Here is a 15305-nt window from a genome sequence, read left to right as displayed (position 1 = left end):
TGCACTCGCGCGCGTATGCCGTCACCGGCGGCTCTGAAACACCCCCCTTTCCGTTTCACCTCCAACACCTCCGTTGATCCCGTCGCTGCTGCAACCCCAGCGGCAACGCTGCGTTCGTTCGGCCGCCCGAAGCCCCGCGTCCAGCCCGCTTCATTGCTCTTGCGCTGACGACTCTTCGCTCGCCTTCCGATTCGCAACGAGCGCGAGCCTCGTCGCGCAGTCCCGCTGCTTGTCCTCGCCCTGCCCATGTCCGCGACCACGCCAGACCGGTCCGCGAAACGGCCGCCCAAGGAAATCTACAAATATCGTTAAGTGCCTGTTTTTTAAGAACGTTCTGATAGGGCTGGCCGTCCCCGCTCGACATAATCATCTGGGTCCCATAAGGGCACCTTCCGGATGAGCGCGCATCGCTCGTCGCTATCTGCGGCGAGACGGCAAGCAGACATTCGGCTAGAGCAGCCAGGTCACGGCAGGTGCCCAGGCTGCGCAAAACAGTTACTTTTTCTGGAAATACCAAGTGATGAAACTCAAGCTTCTCTCCATCCTGGTCGCCACTGGAGCAGCTCTGATGGCCCAAGGCGCATTCGCCGCCGACGGCACGATCCAGTTCACCGGCAACATCACCGCGCAGACCTGCACGATCAACGGCAACGGCTCGGGCAGCAACAACTTCACGGTGGCACTGCCCACCGTGTCGGCGTCGACGCTTGCCACGGCGGGCCAGACCGCGGGCCGCACGCCGTTCAACATCGCGCTCAGCGCCTGTACGCCGGATAGCGGCAACGTGCACACGTACTTCGAGGCAGGTCCGACGGTCAACGCCGCCACCGGCCACCTCGTCCTGAACGCCGGCGGCGCGACAAACGTCGAAATCGGCCTGCAAAACAACAACTTTACGAACATCGGGCTCGGCGCAGCCGATGCTTCGCAGAATTCGCTGCCTGTCGCCATCAACAACGGTTCGGCCACGCTGAACTACTACGCGCAGTACGTGGCAACCGCCGCGGCAACGGCCGGTGCGGCGAATTCGAGCGTGATGTACACGATCGCCTACCAGTAATCGTGTCGCTGGGCGAGGCGAGGCAGGTCATCCCGCCTCGCCTTGCCTTGCCTTGCCGCTCGCTACTCGCTACTCGCTACTCGCTACTCGCCGTACCGCTTCCCGCTTTAGCCCCGCTTACCTAACGATGAAAGCCAACCGCGTACTCAAGGCGCTCGTCGCCGCTGCTTTCGCTGCCGTCTCGCTGGCAGCGAGCACTAACAGTCATGCCTCCGTGGTGCTCGCCGGCACGCGAGTGATCTACAACCAGCGCGAGCCGGAAGTCACGCTCAAGCTGTCCAATGTCGGCCAGTCTCCCGCACTGGTGCAGGTCTGGATCGACAAGGGCGATCCCAAGGCCATGCCCGCCACGATCGAGGTGCCGTTCACGATCACGCCGCCCATCGCGCGGATCGATCCCGGCAAGGGGCAGACGTTGCGCATCATCTATACGGGCGAACCGCTCGCCACCGATCACGAATCGGTGTTCTGGCTGAACGTCCTCGAGATTCCGCCCAGGCCGACTGGCGACGCAGCCGATATCAACAAGCTGCAACTGGCATTCCGCTCGCGCATCAAGCTGTTTTTCCGTCCCGAGGCACTGAAGGCCGATCCTCAGCAGGCGGCTGAGCAGATGACCTGGCGCCTCGTCGCGGACCACGGGCAGAACGCGTTGGAGGTCAGCAATCCGTCGCCGTATCACGTGTCGTTGACGGGCGCGGAGCTCCAGGACGGCGCCAGCAAGGCCACCCTCGCCGACGGCGCGATGATCGCCCCGGGCGAAACCGCCAGTTTGCCGCTGGCCGGCAGCGTGAGCGGCTCGGCGGCGGCGAAGGTCCGCTACCACGTCCTCAACGACTACGGCGGCAACGTCGATGGCGAAGCGCCGTTACTGCAGGGTCCGGCGCCGGCGCTGTCCCGTATGGCGGCTCCCGCCGCGCCCTGAGCCGGCGTCCCACCGGTCGCACGGCAGGCAGGAGCCAGCGCGATCGCAAGCGCCTCATCGAGAGGCCGATCCCCCAGCTAAAAGTGGTGCGCGTGCCGCGCGCGAGCGGCAGGGATCCGCTTTCGCAGTGAGAAATGTCGCCATGAATGTTAGAAATGCTTATCGTCTATCGGGGCTGCGTCTGCGACCCCTATGCGCATGCGTGCTGTACAGTCTCTCCGCGGGCCACTTCGCCTGCGCAGCGGGCGAGCCCGCCAAGGTCGCGCAAGTCCAGTTCAACGACACCTTCCTGAACCAGTTCGGGCCTTCCTCGGTCGATATCAGCCGCTTCGACAAGGGCAACGTTTCGCTGCCCGGCCAGTATCGCGCCGATCTGTTCGTCAACGAGGCCTGGCTCGGCCGTGCCGAAGTGACCCTGAAGCAGATGGAAGGGGAGCGCGTCGAGCCCTGCTTCGATCGCGCGCTGCTCGAACGCATGGGCATCGACCTCACGCGTCTGCCGCACGATAAGGCCGCGTTGCTCGAAGGCGGCAGCGATGCGTGCGCGCCATTGTCCTCGCTCATCGACGCCGCGGCAGCCACGTTCGACAGCAGCGAGCTCCGGCTCGACGTCAGCATTCCGCAGGCGGCGCTGAGCCGCCGCGCGCGGGGCTATGTGGATCCGCGCTACTGGGACGACGGCGTGCCGGCCGCGATCCTTCAATACAACGGCAATATCTACCATGCCCAGGCCAGCGGCGCGTCGTCCACGCAGAGCTATCTCGGGCTGAACGCTGGGGTCAACGTCGGCGCCTGGCGCTTTCGTCACAACGGCAGCCTGACCAACAGCAATCAGACCGGCACGCACTATCAGAGCATCCAGACCAGCCTGCAACGGGCGATAGCGCCCCTGAAGAGTCAGCTGGTCGTGGGCGATGCCTTCACGGATGGCGCGATGTTCGACAGTGTCGGCTTTCGCGGCGTGCAGCTCGCCACCGACGACCGCATGTACCCGGAATCGCAGCGCGGCTATGCGCCGACCATCCGCGGCATCGCGCGCAGCAACGCGCTCGTGCAGGTCACGCAGAACGGCAACGTGCTGTACGAAACGAGCGTCGCGCCCGGGCCGTTCGAAATCGACGATCTCTACGCGACCGGTTACGGCGGCAACCTGCAGGTCGTCGTGACCGAGGCCGACGGCTCGCAAAGCATCTCGGTGGTGCCGTATGCCGCAGCCGTGAATGCGCTGCGGCCAGGCATCACGCGTTTCAGCATCACGGCGGGCCAGTATCGCGACGCCATGTTGTCCGCCCACCCGGGGCTTGCACAGGCCACCGTGCAGCACGGCTTCACGAACCTGCTGACCGGCTATGGCGGCGTGACGATCGCCGAGGGTTATGCGGCGGCCGTGATCGGCACCGCCCTGAACACGCCGATCGGCGCGTTCGGCCTCGATCTCACGCAGTCGAGCGCGTCGCTCGGCAGCCAGCCGTCGCGCAGCGGGCAGAGCCTGCGCCTGAGCTACAGCAAGCTGATCGCGCCGACCAACACGAACGTCGCGGTGGCCGCGTATCGCTACTCGAGCAGCGGCTACCTAAGCCTGCGCGACGCCATGTTCCTGCGCGAGACCGGCAACGCGGCCGGGAGCTTCTACGGTGGAGGCATCCAGCGCAACAGCCTGCAAGTCACCGTGAACCAGAGTCTGCCGCCGGGCTACGGCGCGTTCTATGTCACCGGCTCGACGCAGGACTACTGGAACCGCTCGGGCACCGACACGCAGTTTCAGGCGGGCTACAACAACAGCTTCAGGCGCCTCAACTACAACGTATCGGTGTCGCGTCAGTACATGCTGACCTCGCGACAGTGGGACAACCGTTTCATGCTCACGGTGGGCATTCCGCTCGGCACGGGCGCCCATGCGCCGTACTCGTCGACCAGCCTGCAAACCGGCTCCGATCACACGACGAACCTGCAGACCTCGGTCACCGGCACCGCGGGCGTCGACAACGCCTTCAGCTACGGCGTGAATGCCGGCTATACGGGCGGCAGCGAGACGCGCGACGTGACGAACGCGGGCGGCAACGTGGCATACCGCTCCCCGGTCACCACGGTGACGGCGAGCGCGTCTGCGGGCACCAGCTACAACCAGACGGGCGCGGGCCTTTCGGGTGGCATCGTCGCCTATGGGGGCGGCGTGGCGTTCACGCCGGCGATGGGCGAGACCATCGCGATCGTCGAAGCCCGCGATGCCGCCGGCGCGCGCGTGACCGCCGGCAGCGGCTTGCGCGTCGATCCGTGGGGCCATGCGATCGTGACGAATCTGACGCCGTTCGCGAGCAACGAGATCGAGATCGACCCGAAGGGCCTGCCGGTCAGCGTCGAACTGAAGTCTACGATGCAGCGCGTCGCACCGACCTCGGGTGCCGTTGTCCGGGCGAAGTTCGAGACCGACAATCCCGGCGCCTCGCTGATCATCAAGGCCCGCATGGCCGATGGCACAGCGGTGCCGTTCGGCGCGCAGGTCCACGATGCGGCGGGCAATGTCGTCGGCACGGTGGCGCAGGGCGGACGCATCGTGGTGCGCGGGCTCAAGTCGGAGGAGGGCGATCTCACGGTGCAGGTGAACGATGCCGCAAACAAGGCGTGTCAGTTGCACTACGTGCTGCCCAAGGCGGCGCTGGCCAATGTGAGCGTGTGGTCGACGATCGAAGCGGTATGCGATGGCGTTCATCTGCTTGCGAACGCGCACTGATGGCGGGTCGTTCGCGAACGGCGCCCCCGCCGTCCTCTGGACAGGGCCTCGGGCGTTGCGAGCGGCGGCCTCCGATGCTCCTCTGGGTTTGCAGCGCACTGGCGGCACCGCACGAGCGGCTTCCTTGTCCCGGTGCAGCCGCCTCGAGTCTCCGGACACGCACCTCGTGCCCGTGCGGACACCCCTTCAATAACGGCGTGAGGCCACCATGCAATTCGATGATTCAAGGAAGACAACGATGATGTTCTGGATGCTTCGATGCGTGCGACGCCGTCTTGGTGCAGCGCTCCTCGTTGCGGCAGGTGCGCTGACGAGCAGCATGGCGTATGCGGCGGTTTGCACGGCCAACGTCACTGCGCTCAACCTGACCCTGCCGACCGGCACCTACACGATTCCTCGCGATGCGCCCGTCGGCACGCAATTGACGCCGTTCACCGCGTTTCCGACCGGCGCGCCGTATTCGAACCTCTGGACCTGTACCGTGCCCGCGAACACCTGGGCGGGGCCGGCCACCATGGCCGTGGGCCTGACCGATACGGGGACGACGTTCACGGCGCCGAGCGGTGTCGTGTATCAGGTCTACAAGACGAATCTGGCCGGCGTGGGCATCGTACTCGGCGTCGAAAACTTTGTCGCCTCGGCGTGGTTCCCGCCTGGCTGGGGGATCCCTCTGAGCTGGCATCAAGGCAATAGCTGGCAGAGCGGCGGCCAGGCGCAAGGCGCGATTTTCGGCGTATCGGCTACCTTTGCGTACGTGAAGACCGGCCCCATGCAGGGCGGCACGACCAACGTAAGCGGACTCGTGGCGCAGACGGCGATGCAGATCGGCAGTTCCTACGAGAACGTCACCAACATCGTCGTCTCGGGCAATGCGACCTTCGTGGTGGCAGCGTGCACGACGCCCGATGTGGCCGTCGACCTCGGCTCGCATCGCTCGTCGGAGTTTCGCGGTCCGGGCAGCTATAGCAGCGCGACTGGCTTCAATATCCCGCTCAATAACTGTCCGGCGGGCATGAACAGCATCACCTACCAGATCGATGCGACCACGAACCTGATCAGCAGCGCGGCTTCCGTGGTGGCGCTCGACGGCGGTTCGACCGCCACGGGAATCGGCGTGCAATTACTCGACGGAGCGGGCAACACTTTCCCGCTCGCCACGTCGACGGCCTTTAGCGCCTACCGCGGCAGCACAGGCGGCAGCTATGTGATTCCGATGAAGGCGCGCTACTACCAGACCGGCGCGAGTGTCGGCCCCGGCACGGCCAATACGTCGTTGACGTTCACCATGACCTATCGTTAGCGCGCCGAGGACGGGCGCCCGCGCGCAAACGGCCCGGGGCGCGGCGCGTCATCGGCTGCGGTACGCCCCGCTCAGCGTTTCGAGCGATGCCGAAGCCAGGCGTATTGACCAAGTTCCTGGTGGCGCAGCAAATTGCGCCGGCTGTGTGCCGCCGCCGCGATCCTGATGATCTGCAGCGTGGCCGTGGTGCTCGCTTCGGTCGCGGCAGGGCACGTCAGTACGTTCATCGGACGCAAGGGCGCGTTTATCTTGATCGGCATCATCCGACTGCTGCGTGAGATCGATCTCGTCGGGCAGCTTTGGGCCGTGCATCACGCTCGTCACCAGCACCATTTCCTCGACGAGCAAAGGCTCTACGTGTAGCGTCAGCCGTCCGCGCGGCTTGTTGATGATGGCGGCATCGAGCCGGCCAGATTCGACAGCGTCGATCAGTTGCGCGCTGAAGCCATCGGCGACGCAGACTTCGACTTGCGGGAAAAGCGCATCAAATCGGGCGAGCGATTCGGGCAATACGCTCTGCGCCTCCGACGACACCATCCCCAGCGACACCCGGCCCGTCACGATGACATCGCGACGACTCAGGTGCTCCCGTGCGTGATTCGATGTCGCGCATGATCGGCGTGTAAAGGCGGTACATCAACCGTGCGGCTTCGGTCGGCGCCATGCCGTGCGGCCCACGCTCGAAGAGCTTTTGCCGAAACTCCGTTTCGAGCTTGGCGATCTGCATGCTGAGCGCCGGTTGCGCAATGTTGAGCCGCCTGGCGGCGCGCGTGACGTTGCGTTCTTCGAATAGCGCGATGAAGTACTAGATCTGCTTCAGTTCCATGGGACAGGGGGATACGGGACGGGCCGACGAAGATAGTACCGCGCGCCGTCTTTCATGAGGTGGGCGTCGTATCGCTAACCCACGGTATCGAGTCGAGTGGGTATCGAGTCCTGAACGAACGCATTCTGCCCTGTGACTGACCAAGTCAATACGTTTCCCCTGCTGCCATAATGCGGCACGTATATACCGAGGACTTGTGAGGTATTCCGGTGTAAGTTTTGGCGTAGGTTTGCAAGCAAAGGGCCGTCAGGCATAGCCGCTTCATTACTTCGAAGAAAACGAATAACGCCGCAGACAGCGAGAGTGCCCAGTCCATGCCCTGCAATGCGTCGCGGCCGTTCAGGCCTGGCTTGACTAGCGCAACCCCCTCGAACCAGCGTGACTACGAGGCTCGGGCACGATAATTGCGCAGCGGCAAACTAGCTGGAACAGGGAGAAACAATGTCCAAGCGCTTCAACACGCGCCTGCGTGCGCTCGTACCTGCGCTCGCCAGCGCGTACCTCGCAACCGGCCTTGTGCTGGCGTCGTCCGACGCCAGCGCGCAATCCGCGGCCTACACGAGCGAACCGGTGGATCTGTACGCAGGGCCTTCAGGCGACTATCCCGTCGTTGCCGAACTGGGACCCGGCCAGCCCGTCACCGTGATGGGCTGCGTGGGTGACTATTCGTGGTGCGACGTCACGGTGCCCGGTCTGCGCGGCTGGGTCTACGGTGGGTATCTCAGTTATCCGTATCAGGGCAACTACGTGCCGCTCACCGACTATGGCGCGGAGATCGGCCTGCCGATCGTGGCGTTCTCGCTCGGCGCCTACTGGGGCAGTTTCTATCGCGACCGGCCATGGTATGGCGAACAGCGGCGCTGGGAGCACGTGCCGCCGCCTGAACGCGGCCGCCCGCCGGCAGCGCCGGCGTGGCATGGTGCGCCGGGCCGTCCGGCCGCCATTCAGCCTGGCGGTGGCGGGCGCCCGTCCGCGCCCAATGAGCCGATGCGCGGCGCACCGCCGCCCGGAGCGCAACGCCCGCCCGGGAACGGGGAGCAGCCGGGCACCATGCGTCCTCACGAGGCGGGGCATCCGCCCGAGCAGCAGCAGTTCGGCGGCCGGCCGCCGGCCGTCGCGCCCGCGCAGGGCTATGCGCGTCCGCCGGAGTCTCAGCCGCAGGGCGGCATGCGCGCGCCCGGACCAGCACCTCAACAGCCGCAGGGCAGCATGCGCCCGCCCGCGCCAGCAGCTCAACAGCCGCAGGGGCGGCCGGCCGCGCCGCCTCAGGGTGGTCAGAGTGGCCATGGCCCCAGCCAGGGTGGCGAACGGGGCAACGAGCGGCAAACCGAGCACTAACGCATACCGCATCGCTTAGCAGCGGTGGGATCACCGTGGCCGGAATCCCGCCGCTGCTGTTTTCCGGCTGCGAGTTAGGATTGCGAATCAATCAAGGCGCGTGACGGTCATGCGCCGCGTTACCCAGGCTCGCGGGAGCCATCGCCCAAGCCATGCTATCCGGCTGGCGTTTCATCGTTTTTCTTCGGTTCTGACAGATTTAACAATCCCTGACAGTAAATTCATGGCAGCCAGGTGAGAATACGTCGTCGCGGCGAGTGCACGCACGGCCGCACGCCGCCGGCGCCATGCGAGCTTCGCGCACGTGCCGCTGGCAACGGATATCTGCTACGGGGGCTGGCGCGCTCGGGACCAGGCGACGCAGTCAGCAAGAGGAAGTCAGAGCGAACCCGAGTTCGCCGGATAACGCTGGGAAAACCAGTGCTTTGAGGTGGACGTGGCGATGGCGGTACGTGCCTCGTCGTGCAGGGAGGCGGCTGCGGCCCGCTGACAGCGTCGGGCGGTGACGCTGGCAGCGGGGCTCGCGCCGCGTACGACGATGACTGCGCTGGCGGTCCGACTCCGGGGGCGGAATCCGGAGACCAGGCAGTGCGTAGCACGCGGCCGTCGCCACATTTTTTTCCGCACTTCTAAACGCATTCTTTTTGCCGCTTCGCGTATTGCGAGCGGCTCGACGTTGTTGCGTCCGCGAAAAAACGCCTGGCCGCTTCACTTCTGCTGCTCTGCCTGCTTGTCTTCACGGGGGCTACATGCTTTTCCGATCCGGCCGTATGCGTTTTCCACCGGGCTCGCGCGTGGATGGCCCCGACGGTGGCCGCGAGTTCGACCGTATCGAGCTCGACCTCGCGCGCGATCGCCATGCGTGCGCCGCGATGGAGGCCTACGCGGACTCCTGCGCGGCCGAACTCCCGTGGCTCGGCGAAGCGCTGCGCCTTTCGCGCTTCGGCACGGCTGAGCGCCTGACACAGTGTTCGTCTACTGTGCTACGTGTGTTTGTCATGGCGCAGTCGCGCGCGGCCCTGCAGCCCGACTATGCGCATGCGGCATGGGAGCACGTGCGCTCCCATCTGACCGCGCTACTCTCGGGATTGCCGTCAGCCGCGGGCGAGGCGGCCAGGCCCGGTTCGAGCGAAGGCAAATTCGACTACCATGAGTGATTAACATGAGAGCGATCTGTTCACCGAAGTCGAGCGTGGCCTCGCGCTCCCATTTTTTTCGAGAGGCTGCGAAAGTAGCGGGCTTTGGCGCACGGCGGGTCCCCCGTGCCGCCAGTTCAAGGGTGGTTGGCCAGCGACCCGGCGCCGGTGCGCGCGCCAGGCCTCGCCACACGATGGTCCCGGCCGCAGCGCGGTGCGGCCGGCAGGCAGCCCGTCCTGAGACGATGAATAACAAACCTGGTTGCGGGGTGCTATGAGAGTTGCAGTACTCGATGACGATGCAGCGCAGACAGAGTTCGTCTGCCAGGCCTTGGGCGCGGCGGGCCACGCCTGCCACGCGTTTGCCAAGGGCGGCGAGCTCGTCAGGCAGCTTCGGCGGCAGACGTTCGATCTGCTCGTGCTCGACTGGAACGTGCCCGACATGGCGGGCGACGAAGTGCTGCAGTGGGTGCGGCAGAGCCTCTCCACGCGCCTGCCGGTGCTCTTCATGACGAGCCGTAGCCGCGAGGTCGACATCGCGCAAATGCTCAATGCCGGCGCCGACGACTATGTCGTCAAGCCCGTCTCGGCGCCGGTGCTGATCGCCCGCGTCAATTCGCTGTTGCGCCGCGCCTATCAGCTGCACGCGCCCGCGCTCAAGGAAACCTTCGGCGCGTACGAGTTCGACCTGAAGTCGCGCCAGGCTTCGGTGAGCGGCCGCAACGTCGCGCTCACGCAGAAGGAGTTCGATCTCGCGCTGCTGCTGTTTCAGCATCTCAGCCGTCCGCTGTCGCGTGCGCACATTCTCGACGTGATCTGGAAGCAGTCCGACGACATTCCCTCGCGCACGATGGACACGCACGTTTCCATGCTGCGCTCGAAACTCGGCCTGCGTCCCGAAAACGGCTATCGCCTCACGCCGATCTACGGCTACGGGTACCGCCTCGAGCGTATCGAGGGGGACGACGCGTGAGGGGCGCGCGTGCGGTGCGCGCCACCGCGGCGCCGTTCTTTGCCTTCGCGCTCGCGCTTTTTGTACTTCCCCGCGGCGCCGAGGCGCGCGAGAGCGCTCCGGCGCAGCCGCCCGAGATGACCACCTACGTCACGCGCCCCGGCGACTCGCTCTACGACATTGCCACGCGTTACCTGCGCAATCCCGCCGACTGGAAGAAGGTTGCGAGCCTCAATCATGTGAGCGAGCCGCGCCACCTTCAGCCGGGCACGACGCTGCGCGTGCCGGTTGCGCTGCTGCGCCAGGATGGCCTGAGCGCGAAGGTGGTCGCCGCGAACGGTCCCGTGCAGCACGCGTTCCGCGGCGGTCCGCTCCTGCCACTCACGGTCGGCTCGAGCCTCGTAGAAGGCGACCGGGTGCAGACCGGCCACAATGGCTTCGCCACGCTCGAACTGGCCGATGGCTCGCATTTCGCGCTGCCGCCCGATACCTCGCTCGACCTTGCCACGCTGCGTCAAACGGCGCTTACGGGCGCGACCGACCGCGTCGTCGACCTCCATCACGGCGAGGTGAGCAGCGAGGTCACGCATGCCACGAAGAAGGACGATCGCTTCCAGATCCGCTCGCCTTCCGTGGTGGCCGGCGTGCGCGGCACGCAGTTTCGCGTGAGCTACGACGGCGACAAGGGCGCGACGGCGGTCGAGGTGCTGGACGGCGCGGTGGGCGTGGACGCCGACTCGCCTGCCCGCAACCGGCACGGCGCTAGCGCACGGCCGCCGGCACCGGGCACGCCGCTCGCCGCCTCGGAGCAACTCGTCGCCGCACACCACGGCAGCCTCACGCTGGCGGGCCAGCCGGCAGGCGCGCCCGTTACGCTGCTCGACGCGCCCGATCTGCTGCATCCGTCCAAAGTGCAGGACGATGAAGAAGTCGCCTTCGAAATCGCGCCCTCAGCCGGTGCGAGCGCCTGGCGCGTGCAAATCGGCCGCGACGCGGGCCTGCTCGACATGATTCGCGACCAGCGCAGCGCCGACCCGCGCGTGTCGTTTGCCAACCTCGATGACGGCACCTACTTCGTACGCATCTCCGCCATCGACGCTCGCGGTCTCGAAGGCATGCCGGCGTCGTATGCGTTCGAGCGCCGGCGCGTTGCGCTCGGCACGAGCGCCGGCCCCATTGAAGGCTCGCGCGACTTCGCGTTTCGCTGGTTCATCCACCGCAACGCGCAGAACACGCGCTTTCGCTTCGTGCTAGGCACGACCTCCGATCTGCGGGTGCCGCTCATCGACCGTACCGACATCACGGCGGGCGAGGCGGTCGTACGCGACCTGCCGAAGGGCGTCTACTACTGGACGGTGATTGCCGAGCAGTTCGACAACGGCCACTACTACCAGAAGGCAAGCCCGGTCCAGTCGTTCAGGCTCGACTGGTGACTCGGCCAGACGAGGTGGAGCCGCGCATGAGCGTGAGGCCGCCCGCGCGCCTTGGCCGCTCCGTCGGGCGACGCTTCCTGTTCGAATGGGCCGGAGTGGGCTGCGCGGGCGTGGTCGTGGTCGTGCTCTGCGTGCTCTGGCGGCTCACGAGCGGCGCCGACCATCTGGTCTATGACCGCTTGCTCTCCGCGCGCGCGCTGCCGGTGTCGCCCGACATCGTGCTCGTGGAGATCGACAATGCGAGCGTCGCCGCGCTCGGGCGCTGGCCCTGGCCGCGCGAGTTGCATGCGCGGCTCGTCGATCAGCTTGCGAAAGCGGGCGCGGCGGCCGTCGTCTACGACGTGCTGTTCACGGAATCGTCTCCCGACGACGCGCACTTTGCGCAGGCGCTGCGCGCGCGCCCGGCGTTCCTCCCCATCCTGCTCGCCCCCGCCGACGACACTGGTCACCGCGAGGCCGTGCGCCCGGTCGCGCCGCTCGCGCAGGCGGCCGCCGGCATGGGCCATATCAACCTCGAAGTCGATAGCGACGGCATCGTGCGCAGCGTCGCGCTCTTCGAAGGCGACGCACAGCAGCGCTGGCCGCAACTGATGGTGCCGGTCTGGCGGGCCGTGCGCAACGGCGTCGTGACGCTCGCGCATGGCACGCCCGCCGCCGCGCAGCGCGATGACGTCCTGCACGCGGCGGCGCCTGACACGGAGTCGCGTTTCCTGATTCCGTTCGGCGCGAATTCGCAGACTTTCCATAAGGTCTCCTTCGCCGACGTACTCGAAGGCCGCGTGCCGCCCGAGCAGTTGCGCGGGCGCGTGGCGATCGTCGGCGTCACGGCCTCGGGGCTCTACGACCGCTTCGCCACGCCGCTCTCGGGTACGCTCGGGCCGCTGCCCGGCGTGTACATCCACGCCATCGTGCTCGACACGCTGCTCAACGGCAGCGCCATCCAGCCCGTGCCGCCGATCTTGGTCGTGCTTGCCTCGCTCGCGCCGCTCGTGCTGCTGCTGGCGGGCTTCCTCGTGCTCTCGCCGTTGCGCACGCTGCTGCTGCTCGCGTTCCTGATCGTCGTGTCGCTCGGTGCGAGCGCGGGCATGCTGCACGCGCGCCTCTGGCTCTCGCCCGTGCCCGCGATCGTCGCGCTGCTGATCGCCTATCCGGCGTGGAGCTGGCGCCGCCTCGAAATGACGATGGCTTACCTGCGCAAGGAACTGCGCCAGCTTGCCGACGAACCCTACCTGTTGCCCGAGGCGCCCACGCCGCGCCGCGAATTTGCCGGCGACGCGCTCGCCCAGCAAATGGCGCTCATGGCGCAGGCCGCGCAGCGGCTGCAGGACATGCGCCGCTTCGTGTGGGACAGCCTCGACTCCGTGCCGGAGCCAATTCTCGTGGCCGATTTGCGCGGGATCGTGCTGATTGCGAATCATGCTTCGCGTGCGTATCTCGCGCGTCTGGAGGTGAGCGCCGCGGAAGGGCGCCGGATGCAGGACGTGTTCGGAGACCTCGCGCTCGTCAAGCCGATCGACCCGGCGCCCGATGCGATGGCGCTTGCGCACGCGCATTGGCCCGCGCCGCTCGACCCGGCGCGAGGCGAGTTCGCGGAGCTGATGGAGCGAGGCGTGGAAGTGCGCGCGCGCGACGGCAGCGACTATCTCCTGCGCTACGCGCGCTGTACGAACGCGCAGGGGCAGTCGGTGGGCTGGATCGCAGGTCTCGTCGACGTGACGGAACTGCACGACGCCGAACGCCAGCGCGAGGACGCGCTGCGCCTGCTGTCGCACGACATGCGCTCGCCGCAGGCCTCGATCGTCGCGCTCGTCGAAACGGAGCGCGAGCGCGGCGCGCTCGCCTCGGAGCCCGTGCGCGGCGTGATGGAGCGTATCGAGCGCTACGCGCGCCGCTCGCTCAAGCTCGCCGACGACTTCGTGCAACTCGCGCGCGCCGAATCGCAGGTGTATGCGCTCGAGCCCACGAGCCTCGCGGAGCTGGTGATCGACGCAAGCGACGAAGTGTGGCCGCAGGCGCACGCGAAGCGCATCCAGATCGACACCGCGTTCGAAGGCGAGCAGATGGGCTGGATCAACGCCGACCGCTCGCTCATGACGCGCGCGCTCGTGAACGTGCTGAACAACGCAGTGAAGTACAGTCCTGTGGATACGCGCATCGTTTGCACCGTCGCGCTGGACGACCACACTCCGCCGCGTGTGGTCTGCTCGATTCGCGATCAGGGCTACGGCATCGCGCAGGCAGATCAGGCCAGGCTCTTCCAGCCGTTCCAGCGCTTTCACGCGGAACAGCGGCCCGAGGTGAGCGGCGCGGGGCTCGGCATGGCGTTCGTGAAAACAGTCGTGACGCGCCACGGCGGCGACGTCCAGCTGGAGAGTGAGCCAGGCAACGGCACCGTCCTGACGATGTCGCTGCCCGCGTTCGACGCGCCGGTTTGAGTCGCACCGGGTCGTTCCAGCCGCGCATGAATAACCGCTGGCCGCATGCCAGCGGCAACCCGATGGAGTGTTGCGTGAAGACCTTGCTGTCGATCTGTCTCCTGCCGATGTTCGTCGCCCTCGCCGGATGTGCGGGCGTGACGACCGACGTCGCGGCCACGGGCGCACTGCCCGCTGCGGCCACCGCGACCTACCGTTTTGCGCCAACGCCCGCCCAGGTCGATGCGGGCGAGATCCTCCCGTACCAGGCGTTGCTGAGCGACGGCCTCGCGCAGCGCGGCTTCAACGCAGGTGCGCCCGAGGCGGCGCGCTATCTCGTCTCGGTGGCGTGGGACACGCATCCCGCCGACGTGAAAGTCGTGGATAGCGGCTGCGGCGCCGACTGCGTGCCGGCCGAGGGGCCGTCGTTGCCGTGGTTCGGGCGGCCCTACGTGCATACGCTGACGCTGCGATTCTTCGCGTTGCCCGATGGCGGCGAGGTCTACAAGGTGAGCGCCGTAAAGCGCGACCGCAACGCCGACGCACGCGAGGCCGTGCCGTACCTCGTGGCGGGCGCACTGGCGCGGCTGCCGTACGCGGGCGCGCCGCATTGGCGCGTCAAGCTGCAGAGTCCGGCCAACGCCGGCACTGCGGATCGCGCACCGGGCATGCCGGAAGTGCTCTCCGTCTCACCCATCGATCCGCAGTAGTTCAGGGCAACTTTCCCCAGGCCGCGCCGGACTCGAAGGCGCTATGCTGGCTCCAGAATCTGGCGCAACGGTTGCGCGCAGACATCACGGGAGTCGCTCATGTTCGATCACATTGGATTGCGCGTGCAGGATCTCGCACGCAGCGTGCGTTTTTACGAGGCGCTGCTCGCGCCGCTAGGCGTCGTGGTGTGCATGCGCGACGACACCTACGCGGGGCTCGGCCAGCCGGGCGAGCCCAAACTCTGGCTGCACGCCGTATCTGCCGACGCCGCGCTTGCGCCACGCGGCGTGCATGTGGCGTTCGCGGCGGCGAACCGCGCGGGTGTCGAAGGCTTCTACGAAGCGGGCCTGCGCGCGGGCGCGAAAGACAATGGCGAACCCGGCGTGCGTGCCGATTACAGCCCCGACTATTACGCAGCATTCCTGATCGATCCCGACGGCAACAACGTCGAGGCCGTCTGCTACGCGCGCGAAGCGTGA

11 protein-coding genes and 1 pseudogene are annotated in these 15305 nt (G+C 66.8%); 11 read left to right on the top strand and 1 reads right to left on the bottom strand.

Annotated features, from left to right (window positions below):
- Positions 1-520: 520 nt before the first annotated feature.
- From M3I54_RS01805 to M3I54_RS01790, 4 genes are all read left to right on the top strand, one after another.
- Positions 521-1060: a fimbrial protein gene (locus M3I54_RS01805; RefSeq protein WP_302058795.1), complete on the top strand. Its 540-nt coding sequence runs from the start codon at positions 521-523 to the stop codon at positions 1058-1060.
- 127 nt (positions 1061-1187) lie between these two features.
- On the top strand, positions 1188-1985 hold the full coding sequence (locus M3I54_RS01800) for a fimbria/pilus periplasmic chaperone (protein WP_254332542.1): 798 nt from the start codon (positions 1188-1190) through the stop codon (positions 1983-1985).
- A 142-nt stretch (positions 1986-2127) separates the two neighbouring features.
- Positions 2128-4716, top strand: coding sequence for a fimbria/pilus outer membrane usher protein (locus M3I54_RS01795; protein ID WP_254332541.1), 2589 nt, complete (start codon positions 2128-2130; stop codon positions 4714-4716).
- Positions 4717-4954: 238 nt separating this feature from the next.
- The gene (locus M3I54_RS01790) at positions 4955-6016 is read left to right on the top strand and encodes a fimbrial protein (RefSeq protein WP_254332540.1); all 1062 of its coding nucleotides are present in this window, start codon (positions 4955-4957) and stop codon (positions 6014-6016) included.
- A 264-nt stretch (positions 6017-6280) separates the two neighbouring features.
- Here M3I54_RS01790 and M3I54_RS01785 read toward each other — a convergent pair.
- Positions 6281-6815, bottom strand: a pseudogene (locus M3I54_RS01785) (LysR family transcriptional regulator); the annotation flags it as partial.
- Between the two features lie 468 nt (positions 6816-7283).
- Here M3I54_RS01785 and M3I54_RS01780 point away from each other — a divergent pair.
- The 7 genes from M3I54_RS01780 to M3I54_RS01750 all read left to right on the top strand — a co-directional run bounded on the left by M3I54_RS01780 (position 7284) and on the right by M3I54_RS01750 (position 15305).
- Positions 7284-8180, top strand: a complete 897-nt coding sequence (locus M3I54_RS01780) for an SH3 domain-containing protein (RefSeq protein ID WP_254332539.1) — start codon at positions 7284-7286, stop codon at positions 8178-8180.
- 770 nt (positions 8181-8950) lie between these two features.
- Complete coding sequence (locus M3I54_RS01775) at positions 8951-9337, top strand: hypothetical protein (RefSeq protein ID WP_254332537.1); 387 nt, start codon at positions 8951-8953, stop codon at positions 9335-9337.
- A gap of 253 nt (positions 9338-9590) precedes the next feature.
- The gene (locus tag M3I54_RS01770) at positions 9591-10289 is read left to right on the top strand and encodes a response regulator transcription factor (RefSeq protein ID WP_254332535.1); all 699 of its coding nucleotides are present in this window, start codon (positions 9591-9593) and stop codon (positions 10287-10289) included.
- A complete protein-coding gene (locus M3I54_RS01765; protein WP_254332533.1) occupies positions 10286-11701 on the top strand; it encodes a FecR domain-containing protein in 1416 nt (471 codons plus the stop codon). Before M3I54_RS01770 ends, M3I54_RS01765 begins: the two co-directional genes overlap by 4 nt.
- Positions 11702-11727: 26 nt before the next feature.
- Positions 11728-14136, top strand: coding sequence for a CHASE2 domain-containing protein (locus tag M3I54_RS01760; protein ID WP_254332531.1), 2409 nt, complete (start codon positions 11728-11730; stop codon positions 14134-14136).
- A gap of 26 nt (positions 14137-14162) precedes the next feature.
- Positions 14163-14825: a DUF4136 domain-containing protein gene (locus M3I54_RS01755; RefSeq protein ID WP_254332529.1), complete on the top strand. Its 663-nt coding sequence runs from the start codon at positions 14163-14165 to the stop codon at positions 14823-14825.
- Between the two features lie 99 nt (positions 14826-14924).
- Positions 14925-15305 carry a VOC family protein gene (locus tag M3I54_RS01750; protein ID WP_254332527.1) on the top strand — a complete coding sequence of 127 codons (381 nt, stop codon included), beginning with the start codon at positions 14925-14927 and terminating at the stop codon, positions 15303-15305.

The organism is Paraburkholderia sp. CNPSo 3274 (genome assembly GCF_024206475.1).
Classification (GTDB): Bacteria; Pseudomonadota; Gammaproteobacteria; order Burkholderiales; family Burkholderiaceae; genus Paraburkholderia.
Note: the sequence above shows the minus strand (reverse complement) of the source record. Positions and strands in the feature narration are given on the sequence as shown.

Coding starts and splice junctions, on each gene's coding strand:
- M3I54_RS01775 (WP_254332537.1), top strand. CDS start 8,951: ATGCGTTTTCCACCGGGCTCGCGCGTGGATGGCCCCGACGGTGGCCGC.
- M3I54_RS01800 (WP_254332542.1), top strand. CDS start 1,188: ATGAAAGCCAACCGCGTACTCAAGGCGCTCGTCGCCGCTGCTTTCGCT.
- M3I54_RS01750 (WP_254332527.1), top strand. CDS start 14,925: ATGTTCGATCACATTGGATTGCGCGTGCAGGATCTCGCACGCAGCGTG.
- M3I54_RS01780 (WP_254332539.1), top strand. CDS start 7,284: ATGTCCAAGCGCTTCAACACGCGCCTGCGTGCGCTCGTACCTGCGCTC.
- M3I54_RS01770 (WP_254332535.1), top strand. CDS start 9,591: ATGAGAGTTGCAGTACTCGATGACGATGCAGCGCAGACAGAGTTCGTC.
- M3I54_RS01760 (WP_254332531.1), top strand. CDS start 11,728: ATGAGCGTGAGGCCGCCCGCGCGCCTTGGCCGCTCCGTCGGGCGACGC.
- M3I54_RS01790 (WP_254332540.1), top strand. CDS start 4,955: ATGATGTTCTGGATGCTTCGATGCGTGCGACGCCGTCTTGGTGCAGCG.
- M3I54_RS01795 (WP_254332541.1), top strand. CDS start 2,128: ATGAATGTTAGAAATGCTTATCGTCTATCGGGGCTGCGTCTGCGACCC.
- M3I54_RS01805 (WP_302058795.1), top strand. CDS start 521: ATGAAACTCAAGCTTCTCTCCATCCTGGTCGCCACTGGAGCAGCTCTG.
- M3I54_RS01755 (WP_254332529.1), top strand. CDS start 14,163: ATGAATAACCGCTGGCCGCATGCCAGCGGCAACCCGATGGAGTGTTGC.